Below are 16,165 nucleotides of genomic sequence, written 5' to 3'. Positions count from 1 at the left end.
GACTGGTATGGGATTCGAACCGATCGCCATCGTCGGCCGGGGGTGCGTGTTCCCCGACGCGCTCGACCCGGACACGTTCTGGGACAACATCGCTGCACGCCGGTGCAGCCTGTCGACGGTTCCGGACGGCAGGTGGCGGCTGCCGCACCGGTGGGCCATGGGCACGGTCGACGACCACCTCGACCGCACCTGGACCGACGTCGGCGGCTACGTCCGCGAGTTCGCGTCGGTGTTCGACCCGAACGGGTTTCTTGTCGACCCCGAACAGATCGTGAGTTTGGACCCGCTGTTCCACTGGGTGCTGCACGGCACCCGGCAGGCGTTGCGGGAGGCCGGATACGACGGGCCGCTGCCGCGCGCGGGACTGGTGCTGGGAAACCTGTCCTACCCCACGAGCGCGGGCTCGGCCTTCGCCGAGCACGTGTGGTTGTCCGGTGGGCAACCGTCCCTGCTGTCCGCGGAGCACCGGGCCAGGCCCGACGCGCGCAACCGGTTCTCCTCTGGGCTTCCCGCGCACTTCGCGGCCAAGGCGCTGGGGCTCGGTGCGGGGGCCTTCGCGCTCGACGCCGCCTGTGCCTCGTCGTTGTACGCGATCAAGCTGGCGTGCGACCGCCTGCACGACGGCACCGCGGACGTGATGATCGCCGGCGCGGTCAACCGGGTCGACAACCTGTTCCTGCACGTAGGGTTCTGCGGACTGTCCGCGGTGAGCCGGACCAGCCGCAGCCGTCCGTTCCACCGCGACGCCGACGGGTTGCTGCACGGCGAGGGCGCCGGATTCGTCGCTGTGATGCGGCTGCGTGACGCGCTCGCCGCCAGAACCCCCGTTCTCGGGGTGATCCGGGGGATCGGGCTGTCCAACGACGGACGCGGCCGTGGGCTGCTCAGCCCGGCGGAGGAGGGCCAGGAGCGTGCGATGCGCCTGGCGTACGCGATGGCGGGCGTCGCCCCCGAAAGCGTCTCGCTCGTCGAGTGCCATGCGACGGGGACCCCGGTCGGGGACGCCGTGGAAGCCCGCAGCATGGCACGAGTCTTCGCGGACAGCACCGACGTGCCCATCGGTTCGGTGAAGTCCAACGTCGGGCACCTGCTGGCGTCGGCAGGCGCCAGCGGGCTGCTCAAGGTGCTCGGCGCGATGCGGGCGGGAATCCGCCCGGCGACGCTCGCCGCCGAGGAGCCCCTCGCCGAGCTGCACGGCACGCCGCTGCGGGTGCTGGGCGAATCCGAGCAGTGGCAAGGGCTTCGCCGTGCGGCGGTGAGCGCGTTCGGTTTCGGCGGCGCCAACGCCCATCTGATCGTCGACGCCTGGGACGGTGACAGCGGCGCCGGGGCGCCAGGGCTGATGACCCCGCCGGCTCCCCGTGTGCCGGTGGCGATCGTGGCCATCGGCGCCCGTGTCGGCGACGGGCCCGACACCGAGGACTTCCGCCGCGCGGTACTCGACGGCGAGCGGCGCGGTCCGGCGACGAAGCTCGACGTGGCGCTGCCGGGTCTGTGCTTTCCTCCGCTGGCTATGAAAGGTGCGACTCCTCAGCAACTCCTGGTGCTTGAGGCCGCGCGGGAAGCAGTGCGGGACGTCGCCCTACCGCGTGAGAGGACCATGGTGCTTGTCGGGGCGGGTGTGGACGCGCAAGTCGCCCGCGTGGCCGCGCGTTGGCGGGCGCCGTCATGGCTGGAAGAGGCCGGGATCTCCGCCGACTCGGGACTGGTCGCGCGCGTCCGGGACGCCTTCGCTCCGCCCATGGTGTCGGAGCGCGTCGTCGGAAGCCTGCCCAACCTCGTGGCGAACCGGATCAACACTCAACTGGACCTCGCTGGCCCCGGGTTCACGGTTTCGGCCGAGGAGGCGTCCGGCCTGGTGGCACTGGACCTCGCAACTCGTGCCCTCAGGGCCGGCGAGGCCGATGCCGCGCTCGTCGGCGCCGTCGACCTTTCTTGTGAACCGGTCCACCAGGCAGCCCTGCGTGAGCTCGGGCGGGAAGCCACCCCGGGGGACGCCGCCGTCGTGGTGGTGCTCAAGCGCCTCGGCGATGCCCGCCGGGATGGCGACTCCGTGCTCGCCGTACTCGACGACGAACCCGCCGCCGAGCCGGATCTGATCCTCGGTGACGGCGCGGACGCCCGATTCGATCCGGCCGAGATCTTCGGTCGTGCTCATGCCGCTCAGGGACTGTTGGCGGTCGCGGTCGCGGCGACCGCCCTTCGGCATCGCGCGCTGCCGGGGGCGGGAGTCCCCGCCGAGGCTGATCCGGCTCTGCGCACCGCGGAGATTGTGGTCTCGCCGTTGGAAGCACCCCCGGTGCGTGTCCGGTTGCGGGCTGGTGATGCCAGGCCCTGGACGTCCGGACCGGCGCCGCGACTGAACGTCTTCTCCGGCCGTGACCGGCAGGAGGTCCTGGCCGCGCTGGAAGCCGGCACCGAGTCCTCGGACGGCCCCGCCCGGCTGGCCGTCGTGGCCGACTGCGACCTCTCCGCGCACCGGGAGGCCGCGCGCCGCTGGCTCGCCGAGGGCGGAATCAAGCCACCCGGCGTGCTGTACCGGGACGCGCCGGTGGCGGGGGAGGTCGGTTTCGTGTTCACCAACGGTTCGGCCGCCTATCCGGGCATGGGCCGTGAGGTGATTCTGGCCTTGCCCTCACTCGGCGAGGCTGTCACAGCCAGGTACGGATCCGCCGCCATGCGGCCGAAGTCCGGTTCGGCTCCGGGCGTGCTCGACCAGATCTGGGGCGCCGCCGAGTTGGCCGCTGTCCACACCGAACTCACCCGAGGGCTGCTCGGGCTGAGACCGGACGCCGCCATCGGCTACTCGTCCGGTGAGTCGGCTGCCCTCGTCGCCCTGGGAGCGTGGCAGGACGTCGCGGGCCTGCACAGGGACACCTGGGACAGCGGCCTGTTCACCAGGGAACTCACCGGTGAGCTCCGAGCGGTGCGCCGCGCGTGGGAACACCTTGGCGTGCACGGTGATCGCTGGTCGAGCTACCTGGTCACCGCCCCTCTCGACCGGGTCCGCACGGAGCTCGCAGGCGAAGGCGTGGTTCACCTGATGGCGGTCAACGCCCCCGACGTGTGCGTGGTCGGCGGCGAGTCGCGGGCGTGCGCCGCCGTCATGGCCCGGCTCGGTGCCGCCAACGTCATTCCGATCGACTACGACCTGGCCGCCCACGCCCCAGAACTGGCCGGGGTCCGCGACCAGTGGTGGAACCTCCACCACCGTCCCACCAACGAAGTGCCGGGGGTGCGGTTCTACAGTGAGGCCACCACGCAGTGGTACTCCCTCACGGCCGAGCGTGCCGCGGACGCGGTCACCGCGCAGGGCGTCGGCACGATCGACTTCGTGGGCACGATCGAGCGGGCGTGGGCCGACGGAGTCCGGGTCTTCGTCGAGCACGGGCCGCGTGGCCTGTGCACGGGGTGGATCAAGCGCATCCTCGGCGACCGCGAGCACGTGGCCGTCGCACTCGACGCCCCTGAGGGCAGGGGACTGCGGCAGCTGTGCCTCGCCGTGGCCGAACTCGTCGTCGCCGGGGTGCCCGTCCGCGCGGAGGCTCTCTTCGAACAGCTCCGGGCGGCCGCACCAACACAGGCAGAGAACGTTCCCACCATCGGGGTGCCCGCACATTGGGAGATCACGTTGCCTTCGCTCGAACAACCCGCAGTGATCATGCCGAGGGCTCCCAGTCTGGCACCGACCCTGGCACGTGAGGTCGCCGCGCTCGTCGCGGTCGACGTCCAGGGTCCGCCCGCCGTCACGGCCGTCGCCGCCGTGTCGCAGGCGACGGACATACGAGCGCTCGTTGCCCAGCAGAGCCACCGCGTGATCGCGCTGCACCAGGACGTCGTCGCCCAGCACGTCCAGTCGCACCAGAGATTCCTGCGGACCAGGGCCCAGATCGTCGCCGCACTGGTGCGCGCGGCGAGGACCAACATGCCGCCGTCCTCAGCACGCGTGTGCCCGGTCGCTCCACCTCCGGCCATCCCCGTCAGTTCCGGGCCGCCGAAGTCCTTGCCGGGGCCGAAGTTCGATCGGGCCCAATTGGAACACCTCGCCGCGAGGCGGATCTCCACCCTGTTCGGGCCGAAGTTCGCCGCGCAGGACGAGTACGTGGTGCAGACCAGGATGCCCGAGCCGCCGATGCTGCTCGCCGACCGGGTCACCGGCATCGACGCCGTACCCGCGGCTCTGGCCGAGCTCGGCCCGGAGAAGGCCACCGGCACGATCTGGACCGAGACGGACGTCCGCCTCGACAGCTGGTATCTCGACGCCACCGGCCGAATCCCGGCGGGCCTGATGATCGAGGCGGGCCAGGCGGACCTATTGCTGATCAGCTGGCTCGGGATCGACCTGGTCAACCGCGGCGAGCGGGCCTACCGGCTGCTCGGCTGCGAGCTGACCTACCACGGCAGCCAGCCCCAGGCGGGGCAGACGCTGCGCTACGAGATCCACATCGACCGGCACGCTCAGCACGAGGGTGTCTGCCTGTTCTTCTTCCACTACGACTGCTACGTCGGCGACGAGCTCCGGCTGAGCGTCCGAAACGGACAAGCGGGCTTCTTCACGAGGGCCGAGCTCGACAACACCGACGGAGTGCGCTGGGATCCCACCGACTGCTCACCGGCTGACGACGTCCCCCTTCACGCCCCGGCAGTGCGCGGCGCGGCGTCGAGCTTCACCGCCGAGCAGGTGCTGGCCTTCGCCGACGGACGGCCGGCGGACTGCTTCGGTCCCGGCTGGGAAGCCACCAGGGCACACGTGCGCTCACCTCGTATCGACGATGGCCGTCTGCTGTTCCTGCACGAGGTCACCGAGTTCGACCCGGCCGCCGGGCCGTGGGGACGTGGCTACCTTCGCGCCGAGACACCCGTCTCACCGGACGACTGGTTCTTCGACGGGCACTTCAAGAACGACCCCTGCATGCCGGGAACTCTGATGCTCCAGGGCGGCCTGCAGGCGATGGCCTTCTACCTGACGGCCATGGGTTTCACCGTCGCCAGGGATGGGTGGCGCTTTGAGCTGGCAGGCGGGCGGCCCTACACCGCCCGTTGCCGTGGGCAGGCCACCCCGGCCAGCAAGCGGGTCGTGTACGAGGTGTTCGTGCACGGCGTCTCGGCCGGGCCGGTGCCGACGCTGTACGCCGACGTGCTGGGCACCGTCGACGGGATCAAGGCGTTCCACGGCGAGAACATCGCGCTCCAACTGGTGCCGGACTGGCCGCTGTCGCACTGGCGGCAGCTCGGCGGGCACGCGGAGCAGACCAGCGGCACCCCGGTACCGCTCGCCTCCCTCGGCGGACTGGTCGGCCACCGCGAGCCCAAGACGGTGGCCGTATCCGACACCTTCGCTTTCGACTACCCCTCGTTGCTGGCGTGCGCCTGGGGAAAACCGAGCGAGGCGTTCGGTGCCGCGGCCGAGGCCTTCGACGGCACGCGGAGGATCGCGCGGTTGCCCGGGCCGCCCTACCACTTCATGAGCCGCATCGTCTCGGTGGACGGGGCGCAGGGCGCCATGCGGCAGGGCAGCAGCGTGGTTGCCGAGTACGACGTGCCCGACCAGGCGTGGTACTTCGAGCAGAACGGCGGCGCGGTCATGCCGTTCGCCGTGCTCATGGAGATCGCGCTGCAACCGTGCGGGTGGCTGGCCTGCTACGTCGGCAGCCCGCTGACCACCGAGATCGATCTGCTCTTCCGTAACCTCGACGGGACGGGAACCGTCACCGGCGAGGTCACGCCGACGACTGGGACCGTGCGCACCCAGGCCGCGTTGACCACCCTCTCGCGGAGCGGTGAGATGATCATCGTGTCGTTCGCGGTGCGGTGTTTCGCCGACGACGAAGAGGTCTTCGCTCTGTCGACGGTGTTCGGGTACTTCCCGTCGTCGGCCTTCGACAACCAGACCGGACTACCGGTCTCGGAAAGCGACCGGGCCCGTCTGGAGGCTCCCTGCGACCACACGGTCGATCTGACGACGAGTCCCGCCCGATACTTCGGTGGCCCTGCCCGGCTGCCCGGCCCCATGCTGCTGATGCTCGACCGGATCACCGGCTACTGGCCGGAAGGAGGCATCGCGGGGCTGGGGCGGCTGCGGTCGGAGAAGGACGTCGACGCGGGCGAGTGGTTCTTCAAGGCGCACTTCTTCCAGGACCCGGTTCAACCGGGTTCACTCGGAATCGAGGCCATGTGCCAGCTGCTCCAGTTCTACCTGATCGAGCGAGGGCTCACCGCGGGTGTGCCGCATCCCCGGTTCGAGCCCGTAATGCTCGACCACGAGGTGATCTGGAAGTACCGGGGTCAGATCACCCCGGCCAACCGGTTGATGAGGGTGGAACTGGAGATCCTGGAGGTCGGCGAGGACATGCGGGGGTGCTACGCGCTCGCCGAGGCTCGGCTCTGGGGCGATGACACGTGCATCTACCACGCCCGAGGGATCGGTATGCGCGTCGTGCCGGGAGGCGGCACGGTGCCGGTGGTGGAGAAGACGCTCGACCCAGCCGTCGAGACCTGGGTGACCGACCACTGCCCGACGTGGACGGTCCCGACATTGCCGATGATGTCCGTCGTCGACCGGCTCGCCCAAGCCGCAGCGGACTACACCGGCGAGGACGTGGTCGCCGTGCGCGACGTGTCGCTCCGGCGCTGGATTCCCCTCACCGCGGCCGTCCGGCTGCAGACCGAGGTGGAGCACGGGCCGGACGGGCTGGTGGTGAAGCTGCTGGTGTGGCGGGACGCCAGAATGGCCGCGTTGTCCAGGTTCGACGAGGTGGCGCGCGCGACCGTAGAGGTGGGTGTGCGGCCGGACACCCGGCCCGAGAGGTTCACTCCACTGCCGGACGCCGTGGTCCAGCCCGACCCCTACGCGTCGGCCGAGCTCTTCCACGGCCCGTCGTTCCAGTACCTGACGTCGTTGGCGATCGGGCCGACCGGATCCTCCGGTGTCCTCGACGCCGGACGTGGAACGGTGCCGAAGGGGTGCTTGAACCAGGGGCTGATGGACGCGGGCGTGCAGGCGATCCCGCACGCCACCATGTGGCGATGGGCACCGGAGATCGGCAATGGCAACGGCTGCTTCCCCCTCCGGGTGGTCTCGCTGGAGGTGTTCGAAGTCCTGCCAGAGGTCGGTCAGACCGAGGTGGAGGCTCGCTTCGCCGGTTTCGAATCCGGCGACGAGTCGCTGCCGACCATCGACCTGCAGTTCTGTGTGGACGGACGGGTCGCCGCGGCGCTGCGGCTGATCAGCGTCCTGCTGCCCATCGGGCCGTTCTCCACTGCGTCGCTGTTCGAGCGGCGGGAGTTCTTCGCCCACCGTCGTGCGGTGAAGGGGCTGGGGTTGTCCAGGACCGTGGACGGAACGACGGAACTCGTCGTGGGAGAGGTCGACGAGGTGGATTGGCTGCGAGGCACCGTGGCTCGCGCGTGGGGCCTGCCGCCCGGTTCTCGAGCCAGCGACCACCCGGAGGTCATCGCCGTCAAGGACCACGTGGGTCGTCTGGCCGCGGTGCATCCGTCCATTGTGGAGGTGAGCGAGGATCTCCGGTCCGCCCGCGTCGCGTCGCGGCCGGGGCGGCGCTATGCCGTCGATGTGGTCCGAGTGTCGGACAAGGTCACCGTTCGCTCCGCGGACGCGGGATGACCGGCACGCTCATCGAGGCGGCGGATCCGCGAACTCGACTGCGGCGGACCGAACGGCTGGTGCAAATGCTATCGAGGCATCGACACGTGTTCCTGACGGTGCCGGTGACGATCGGCCTGGGAATCTTCGGCCTCGGTGTGTTCGGCCGGCTTGCTGGCGGTGGGTGGACGCCAGCGGATCCGGACTCTGCCCGCGCGGACGTCATGCTGCGCGAGCACACGACGACACTTCCAATGGGGAGAGAGTAACCGTGATGTGGGTATTGCCAGACATGCGAGACAGCGTCTTGGACCGGGCCTTCCTGGGTTTCGGCGCGAGCCACCCCAGCACCCGCATGGATGTCGGGCTGATCTCCTATATGACCGGTGCGCCACCCCGCCTCGACGACCTGCGGCACATCGTCGAGGCGTCCTTGGACCGGCTACCCGTTCTGACTCACCGCCTCGGTGGCCCGGCATCGTCGGCACGCTGGGAGCCCACTCCCGATTTTCGTCTCGACCGGCATGTCGTCGAGGCGATCGCCGAGTCGCCGGGCCGAGACGGGGTGGCCGAGACGGCACACCGGCTGCTGGAGCAACCGTTGCCACCGGACACACCGTGGCAGCTGTGGCTGGTGAGTTCCCCTTCGCAGGACTGCTACGGCCTGTACTACCGGGTGCATCACGCCTGGCAGGACGGCGTGGCGATCGCCCAGATGCTTCTGGCCATTTTCTCCCCCATGGCATCCGAGGAGCGCCCCCCGCCATGCCCCACCGAACACTGGGCGCTTCGAGGCGTTCGAGCCATGACCATGGCGACGAGAATCCTCGGCGAGGTCCTGCAACCAGCCGCTCGCGGACCCGTCTCGGGATGGCACCTGTCGGGACACCGCCGCGTCACCACAGCCGCCGCGCCCCTGGCTCCACTGCGCGATGTCGCCCGGGCCTGCGGAGGAACCGTCAACGACGTCCACCTGGCTGCGGTGTCCGGGGCGATCCGTGCGTGGAGCTTGGAAATCGGCCGACAGCCCGCGCCCGTGGCCGTGACCGTACCCATCAATCTGCGTAACCCCCAAGAGCGGCCTGGCTGGGGCAACTACTGTTTGGTGCGGCGGGTGTGGCTGCCCTGTGAAGAGGAAGAACCATTGCGTCGTCTGAGCCGTACGGTGATCGCCACCGCAGGATTGAAGTCCGCGCAGGATCGTCAAGCCGCTCGGGACATGTTGTTCACCGCGCCGTCGTTCCTCGTCCGCTTCGGGACGCACTGCATCCTGAATCCCCGGTACGCACCCGTGGTCGCCTCGAACGTCCCTTGTGACGACGCTGGCATGGTCGCCTCGATGGGCATCACCGACATGGTGCCGTTGACCCTGCTTCCGCCGGGCCATCCGTTCAACGTCTGCCTCACCACCTTCGGTGACACCGCCCAGATCGCGGTCATCAGCGACAAGGCGGTGCCCTTCGCGGACCGGCTGCCCCTCCTGTGGCGCGAGGCCGTCGACGAGTTGACCACCGCCATGTCGGACGGAGCAGCGGGTCGGTAGGCGGCTGTCCTGGCGAGTCGATAATCCGGCCGCCGCCACATCCTACTGGTGATCTGGCCGCGGAGGGCGTCCAGGTGGCGCATCTTTCCGGTGGTGCGGGCTTTGCGGCCGAGACGATCCGTGTCCGGCGCACCGGCGAGCTGTCTCACTGGCCGAAGGGCCTGTTCGACGTGGAAACCGAACTGCTGGGTGACCTCGCGCGGGCGCGCCGGCACGGATGACCGCGTCGTGGTGCCGGTACGTCGGAAGATAGCGTCTCTGGAACTCTGTGTGTGCCTGAGTGATTCAGGCTTTTCGGGCGCGGCGTGGCCGTCTGTCGTCGCGGTGGGGTCCGAACCTCGGGGTGAGGGTGTGGACTCCGGTGGCGTACAGGTGGTGGAAGCCGGTCCGCTCGGCGGCGCTGGTGCGTCGTCGACAGGTTCCGCGTGAGAGCCGCCCCGCGGTGTTCGGAAGGGTGTCTTCCGTGCGGGTGGGGGCGGGTACTCCATGATCTGGCACCGGCCCGCGAGGCGGTGGTGTCTGGGTGTCATGCCCCGCCGGACGCTGTACCGACCCCGGGGGGGTGGCGGGGACCGTACGCACATCGGGCATACGGCGGGAAGTCTTCACAGCCGGGGCCGGGGCCGGGGCCGGGGCCGGGGATTGTTGTCCGGCCGTGTTGTGGACAGCGAATTCCCCCGTCATGTGGCGCGGGAATTCGTTATTTGGGCGGGGCGGCGAAGCAGGTGATCACGTTCGTCTTGCGCGGCACCCACAGCTGGGGGGCCGCATGACCGTCCCCCGGTCATCGCGGGCAGCAGGTGGGTGCGGGAACCTCGCCGCGGCGTTGTCCGCGGGGGCTTTTGGTCGACGGCCGGTGTGGCGCTGCCGACCTGATCGGTGCCGTTCCGGTCGGCAAGGCGTCCCGTGAGGTAAAGCCGGTGATCCGGCGGGGGGTGGCCGCGCTCGGCGCGATCCGGCCCTGGAACACCGCGGCGACCCGCGCAGCGAGGCGGGCCAGGGAGTCGCGCGGCGCGCTGCGTGCCCACTGTCCGATCGCTGTGTACGAACGCGCCCCGGTTAGTTGGACCAAGGAGGGGCTGCGATCCGCCCGGCTGCCTCACTGCGGGTCAATTGACCACAAGTGGTCCATGATCTTCCGGCGGCGTGCGCCGCTCTCGGCGTCTACCTCGATGTCCACGTGCGGCGGCACCTGGTCCGCGGGTGGGAGCACAAGGACGTACGGCTTTGGAGCGAGTGCCGCAGACAATGGGGCATCTAGAACAGGCGGCGGCATTCGATCGCTATGGCCCCTGCCCGTGAGCACCCGCCATAGGCCCCGCGCCTGCAGGGCGGTGCCGAGGTTGTTCAGGGCACGCCCTGCGCGGCCGTGGTCGCCGAGCTTGGCGAAACGGGCGGCGGCCTGCTGGTGGGCGTCGATGGCCTCGTGGAACCGTCGCACCTGCTGCAGTGCGGTGCCGAGGTTGTTCAGGGCCTGGCCTTCGTCGTGGCGTTCGCCGAGCTCGGTGAAACGGGCGGCGGCCTGCTGGTGGGCGTCGATGGCCTCGTGGAACCGTCGCACCTGCTGCAGTGCGGTGCCGAGGTTGTTCAGGGCCTGGCCTTCGCGGTGGTGGTCGCCGAGCTCGCCGAAACGGGAAGCGGACCCCTGGTGGGCGTCGATGGCCTCCTCGAACCGTCGCACCTGCTGCAGCGCGGTGCCGAGGTTGTTCAGGGCCCGACCTTCGCCCTCGTGGTCGCCGAGCTCGGTGAAACGGGCGGCGGCCTGCTGGTGGGCGTCGATGGCCTCGTCGAACCGTCGCACCTGCTGCAAGGCGGTGCCGAGGTTGTTCAGGGCCTGGCCTTCGCGGTGGTGGTCGCCGAGCTCGCCGAAACGGGCAGCGGACCCCTGGTGGGCGTCGATGGCCTCCTCGAACCGTCGCACCTGCTGCAGCGCGGTGCCGAGGTTGTTCAGGGCCTGGCCTTCGCTGTGGTGGTCGCGGAGCTCGGTGAAACGGGCGGCGGCCTGCTGGTGGGCCGCTATGGCCTCGTCGAACCGTCGCACCTGCTGCAAGGCGGTGCCGAGGTTGTTCAGGGCCTGGCCTTCGCCGTGGCGTTCACTGAGCTCGCGGCAGATAACGAGGTCCTGCTGGTGGGCCGCTATGGCCTCGTCAAGCCGCCGCACCTGCTGCAGCGCCGTGCCGAGACTGTTCAGCGTCCGGCCTTCGCCGTGGCGTTCGCCGAGCTCGCGGCAGATTATGAGGTCCTGCTGATAGCTCATGGTCTCTCCAGGGGCGTCGCGCGCTTCCGCCGACTGCCTGTTCCTCACGGTTGTCGAGCAACAATGTGGCCAGGGTGGCGGTGCAACCCATTCATGCTGACGATCTCAGTAATCAGCGAAATACCGAGAGCCGCAACCGGTCCGGTACCGGGTCCTCCCAATCGGAGGGCACATTCGCCTGTCTGGCGGACGTATCTACGGTAAGGGGCGCTCGATTGCTGGCGGGCTCACCATCTCACTCTCCTCCACGACACCTTTAGGGTGCCGAAAGTCACGCACAGCCTCTGATCAGGAACTTTGCGGGACGATCATGGCAGGCTCGGACTGCACGGCGCTGCGCTTGCTGTACTTGATCTTCCTCCGGCTCCTCGGACTACTCCTGCTGCTGTCCCGGGTCAGTGGAGGCCAAAGATGTCGAGCTGCTCGCGCTGCGCCATGAGAATTCGGTGCTGCGCCGCCAGCTCGGGGTCCGCCCGCGGCTGACCTGGCCGGAACGCGCCGTGCTCGCCGCCCTTGCCCAGCACCTCCCGGGTCGGCTGCGTCGACACCGCCTTGTCACCCCGGCACCCTCCTGTGCTGGCACCGCCGCCTGCTGCACCGGAAGTGGAGACAGAAACCCGCACGCACCGGCCGGCCGCCGACCTCCGAAGAGCTCACCGGCCTGATCCTGCGCCTGGCCCGGGAAAACCCCACCTGGGGCTCGACCCGCATCCAGGGCGAGCTGCGGCGCCTCGGGCACCGCGTCGGCGCCTCCACCATCCGCCGCATCCTGCGCAGCGCCGGCCTCGGCCCCGCACCCGGGCGAAGTCCCAGCGCAGCACCGACCTGGCGCGAGTTCCTGCGCGCCCAGGCCTCCGGCCTACTCGCCGCCGACCTCTTCCACGTTGGGTGTAGCTCCCTTCGGGGGACGGGTTGAGCTGGGAGAACGCCCTTCTGGGTGATGGTGGCGTGGTCGGGTCTCTACCGTGGGGGTGGAGGAGGCGACGCTGATGGGGTCGTTGATCGAGGAGTTGGAGGCGCGGGAGGCGGCGGCCCGGGCTCGGGTGGAGGCGCTGGAAGCGGAGATCGTGGAGTTGACCGGGCGTCTTGAGGGCGAGCGGGAGGCGTGGTCGCGGTTGCGGATCACTCGGGAGACGGTGGCCGAGGTGATCACGGATCTGGGTGGGTCCGGGACGGCTGCGCCGGTGGCCGGGGGTTCGGAGCCGGAGGGTGTGGTGGGGCCCGGGGTGCGGGTGGTGGGGGCGATCATGGTGCCGCACTGGCGTGAGGGGCTCTCGGTGGATGTGTTGCCGGATGTGTACCGGGACATCGTTGAGGTCGTCATGGACGCTGCGAAGCCGGTGCAGGCGAAGCAGATCGTGCCCAGGATCGGGCTGCCCGCGGTGACCGCGAAGATCGAGGGGACGCGGGGGAAGCTGAAGCGGCTGGTGGAGCGGGGCTGGCTGGTGGAAGACGCGCCGGGGCAGTTCACGGCGGCCCACCCGGGCCGGGACGTGAAATCGGTGAACTCGCAGAAGGATAAAGGCTCTTCTCTCTGCAAGGGCCTTCGACTGCCTGACAGGGGTGTTGGCCGACCCGGAGTCGGCGGCGTTGCCCCACCATGATCTGGAGGATCTGATCGAGGTGCGGGGCCGTGAGCTGCTGCGGCTGCTGTTCCAGGCCCATCTGGATCTGCGGGAGCGGCGGGAGCGGGAACACACGGAGCGGGCGGGCCTGGAGCCGGTCCGGGGCGCGGACGGCAAGGTTCGCCCGCATCGTGAGCCGGGACCATTGCCGGCGTCTGGCCTGCGTGTTCGGCACGGTCACCGTGACGCGGACCGCGTGGCGGGGCAGGTCGATGAACAATGTCTGTCCGCTCGATGCGGACCTCTCGCTGCCCGCCGGGCTGCACTCGCACGGCCTGCGCCGACTCGCGGTCACCGAGGCCGTCCGCGGGTCCTACGACCAGGCCAAGGAGGCGATCGACCGGCGGTGCGGGAAGGTGCTGGGCAAGCGGCAGGCGGAGCGCCTGGTCGTCGAGGCGGCCCGCGACATCGACAGCTTCTACCTCGCCAGGGTGCCCATGCCGGCGACCGCGTCCACCGCGCTGGTCCTGCAGGTCGACGGCAAGGGCATCGTCATGGTGCGCCGGTAAGGCGCCTCTGTTGTATTCCCGATTCAGTCGGGAGGAACTTGGAGGAAAGTTCTTGGGTCCAATGGCTTACCCAGAGCCGAAAGGTGACGGGGACCGCAGCATGCCAGAAAATCAGTGGCCGGGTCCAGACGTCTGGGACGGTGCGCTGGGGGACCCGCGTGATATGGCAAAGCCTGGATTGGTTGAAGCCCAATCCCCAGAAGGTGTATACGCCCACCCATCGGAAAGACGTCTGGAACCGGTGCCATGCCCTGCGACGACTCCGCATGACGGTCGACGCAACCTCCAGAGCATGGGGCGATCCCTAACGAAGGGATTCAAGGGGATGAATGGGATGCCTAAGTCGCGCTATTACGTACACAGAGGACGGACCCGGGATCGCCTAAGGGGCAAAGGGCCCTATGGTGACGGAGGCCCCGTAGTAGTCGCAGGGGTAACGTCCTGCCAGGGAGGGCGGGAGAGCCGCCCGCAAGGCCAAGGGGGCCAGGCTATTCGGATACTCACAACGTCGAAGGTATGCGTAATGCAGAGCGCCGAGACTGTTTTGGACATCCTCCGTAAACGCGGCAGGGAGGGCCTGCCGCTGGAACGACTGTATCGACAACTGTTCAATCCGCAGCTCTACCTGTTGGCCTACGGGCGGATCTACTCCAATCATGGGGCGATGACGCCAGGGGTCACCGAGGAAACCGTGGACGGCATGTCCCTGGGCAAGATCGAGCGCATCATCGATGCGTTGCGCCACGAGCGTTACGTCTTTAGCCCAGCACGGAGGACGTTCATCCTGAAAAAGAACGGGACACTGCGCCCCCTGGGACTGCCTTCCTGGTCGGACAAGCTGGTGGCCGAAGTGGTGCGCATGCTGCTCGACGCGTACTACGACATCCAGTTTTCCGATCGTTCACATGGGTTCCGACCAGGCCGAGGCTGCCACACCGCATTGCGGGAGGTCGCTGAAACCTGGAAAGGAACATACTGGTTCATCGAAGGAGACATCGCCGACTGTTTCGGGAGCTTGGACTTCACCGTCATGCTCGCGACGCTCAGTGCGAAGATCCACGATGGCCGGTTCCTCGCGCTGATACACAAGATGCTCTCAGCGGGGTACTTGCAGGACTGGGAATGGCACGCCACGCTCTCCGGCGCGCCACAAGGCGGTATCGCCTCACCCGTCCTGTCGAATATATATCTGCATCGGTTGGATGAATTTGTCGAAACGGTTCTCGTGCCCCAATACACCCGAGGAAATGTAAGGGTCACCAATCCCGCATACCGAAAGTTCGCTCCAGCCATCGCACGGGCACGGCAAGAGGGCGATCACAACACCGCCCGTCGGCTGAGCCAGCAACGCCGACATATTCCGTACGGGAATCCGCAAGACCCCGGATACCGTCGGCTGCGATACGTGCGATATTGCGACGACTTTCTACTCGGGTTCAGCGGGCCCGCGGTCGAGGCCGAGGAAATTAAACAGCGGATCCGCCGGTTCCTTAAGGACGAGCTCAAACTGGAACTGTCGGAGAGCAAGACGCTGGTCACTCACGCCCGAAAAGGTGCGAGGTTCCTCGGCTACCATATCGTCGCCCAGCATGCCGACGACCAGATAACCCGCAGAACGCGGGCGGTCAACGGTGTAATCGGACTACGTGTGCCGGCCGATGTCATCACCGCCAAGTGTGCCCAGTACCGGGAACGCGGAAAACCCGCGTCCCGGACCCGACTGTTGCGTGGCAGCGATTACAGCATCGTGGCCAGGTTCGGGGCAGAATACCGGGGCATGGTGCAGTATTACCTGCTCGCCAACAACGTCCATTGGCTGAACAGGCTGCACTGGGTGATGCAAACCTCCCTGCTCAAGACGCTGGCCCATAAGCACAACTCCAAGGTCACTAAGATGTCTCGAAAGTTCAAGGTCAAAATCGAGACACCGGATGGGCTGCGGACCTGCTTACAAGCCCGTGTCGATCGCGGTCCAGGAAAGAATCCCCTGGTCGCGACGTTCGGGGGGATCCCGCTGAAAAGACAACGGACGGCGAAGGTCATCGATCGCCGTCCAGTATGGGGCACTCCAGTCGGTGGCGAGCTGATCCGACGGCTCCGCCACGGGGAATGTGAACTGTGCGGGAATACAGACAATGTTCAAGTGCACCACGTCCGTAAACTTGCCGACCTGCAATACCCCGACGTCCCTCAACAACCGGCCTGGGCGACGCTCATGGCAAAGAAACGACGCAAGACCCTCGTGGTCTGCGGCAAATGCCACGACGCCATCCACGCCGATCCGCCTGCCACAACTACGGCATGAATAGCTGGAGAGCCGGATGATCGGAAACGATCACGTCCGGTTCGGGAGGAGGCTCACGGGAAACGGGCCGGTCACCAGACCGGCACCGCGCCCGTGAGCCGACCTCACCGGCCCGAAGCCCTGCGGCCCGCGACCTTGAAGGCGCACCGGGACAAGAAACAGGCGATGCGCACGAGGCTGGCGCCGGGCGAGAAATCGAACCGGAAACGTATGGCCACGCTGGCCTGCGTGTTCGATGTCGATCCCGCGGTGCGTCGTCCGCACGACATCATCGCCCCACCCGAGGGACGCGGCGGGGACCGACCGCCTCGGCCGGGGCCGAG

General features: G+C 68.5%; 10 protein-coding genes and 1 pseudogene. 9 read left to right on the top strand and 2 right to left on the bottom strand.

The window, feature by feature from the left end; all coding sequences use genetic code 11:
• The first annotated feature begins 7 nt into the window (after positions 1 to 7).
• The 4 genes from FCI23_RS39950 to FCI23_RS57145 all read left to right on the top strand — a co-directional run bounded on the left by FCI23_RS39950 (position 8) and on the right by FCI23_RS57145 (position 9,367).
• Positions 8 to 7,624 (top strand): beta-ketoacyl synthase N-terminal-like domain-containing protein, encoded by a 7,617-nt coding sequence (locus FCI23_RS39950; RefSeq protein WP_136729053.1) that lies wholly within the window; start codon positions 8 to 10, stop codon positions 7,622 to 7,624.
• On the top strand, positions 7,621 to 7,872 hold the full coding sequence (locus FCI23_RS57150; RefSeq protein WP_169317154.1) for a hypothetical protein: 252 nt from the start codon (positions 7,621 to 7,623) through the stop codon (positions 7,870 to 7,872). The genes FCI23_RS39950 and FCI23_RS57150 overlap by 4 nt, the downstream gene beginning before the upstream one ends.
• Positions 7,873 to 7,895: 23 nt before the next feature.
• A complete protein-coding gene (locus tag FCI23_RS39945; RefSeq protein ID WP_169317153.1) occupies positions 7,896 to 9,146 on the top strand; it encodes a wax ester/triacylglycerol synthase domain-containing protein in 1,251 nt (416 codons plus the stop codon).
• 74 nt (positions 9,147 to 9,220) lie between these two features.
• The gene (locus FCI23_RS57145) at positions 9,221 to 9,367 is read left to right on the top strand and encodes a hypothetical protein (RefSeq protein ID WP_169317152.1); all 147 of its coding nucleotides are present in this window, start codon (positions 9,221 to 9,223) and stop codon (positions 9,365 to 9,367) included.
• An 878-nt stretch (positions 9,368 to 10,245) separates the two neighbouring features.
• Here FCI23_RS57145 and FCI23_RS39935 read toward each other — a convergent pair.
• Positions 10,246 to 11,403: a tetratricopeptide repeat protein gene (locus FCI23_RS39935; protein WP_136729051.1), complete on the bottom strand. Its 1,158-nt coding sequence runs from the start codon at positions 11,401 to 11,403 to the stop codon at positions 10,246 to 10,248.
• A gap of 395 nt (positions 11,404 to 11,798) precedes the next feature.
• Positions 11,799 to 11,951, bottom strand: coding sequence for a hypothetical protein (locus tag FCI23_RS60830; RefSeq protein WP_246144523.1), 153 nt, complete (start codon positions 11,949 to 11,951; stop codon positions 11,799 to 11,801).
• Here FCI23_RS60830 and FCI23_RS63295 point away from each other — a divergent pair.
• The 5 genes and pseudogenes from FCI23_RS63295 to FCI23_RS60820 form a co-directional block, all read left to right on the top strand.
• The gene (locus FCI23_RS63295) at positions 11,888 to 12,319 is read left to right on the top strand and encodes an IS3 family transposase (RefSeq protein ID WP_322973966.1); all 432 of its coding nucleotides are present in this window, start codon (positions 11,888 to 11,890) and stop codon (positions 12,317 to 12,319) included. The two genes, FCI23_RS60830 and FCI23_RS63295, sit on opposite strands and share 64 nt — an antisense overlap.
• Positions 12,320 to 12,374: 55 nt before the next feature.
• Entirely contained in the window at positions 12,375 to 13,007 is a 633-nt protein-coding gene (locus tag FCI23_RS39925) for a hypothetical protein (RefSeq protein ID WP_246144522.1), read from the top strand.
• Between the two features lie 152 nt (positions 13,008 to 13,159).
• Complete coding sequence (locus FCI23_RS39920; RefSeq protein WP_136729050.1) at positions 13,160 to 13,537, top strand: hypothetical protein; 378 nt, start codon at positions 13,160 to 13,162, stop codon at positions 13,535 to 13,537.
• A gap of 523 nt (positions 13,538 to 14,060) precedes the next feature.
• Positions 14,061 to 15,842: a reverse transcriptase/maturase family protein gene (locus FCI23_RS39915; protein WP_136729049.1), complete on the top strand. Its 1,782-nt coding sequence runs from the start codon at positions 14,061 to 14,063 to the stop codon at positions 15,840 to 15,842.
• Positions 15,843 to 15,950: 108 nt separating this feature from the next.
• Positions 15,951 to 16,165, top strand: a pseudogene (locus FCI23_RS60820) (ISKra4 family transposase); the annotation flags it as partial.

Origin of the sequence: Actinacidiphila oryziradicis (genome assembly GCF_005047355.1) — a bacterium.
Lineage (GTDB): Bacteria > Actinomycetota > Actinomycetes > Streptomycetales > Streptomycetaceae > Actinacidiphila > Actinacidiphila oryziradicis.
Note: the sequence above shows the minus strand (reverse complement) of the source record. Positions and strands in the feature narration are given on the sequence as shown.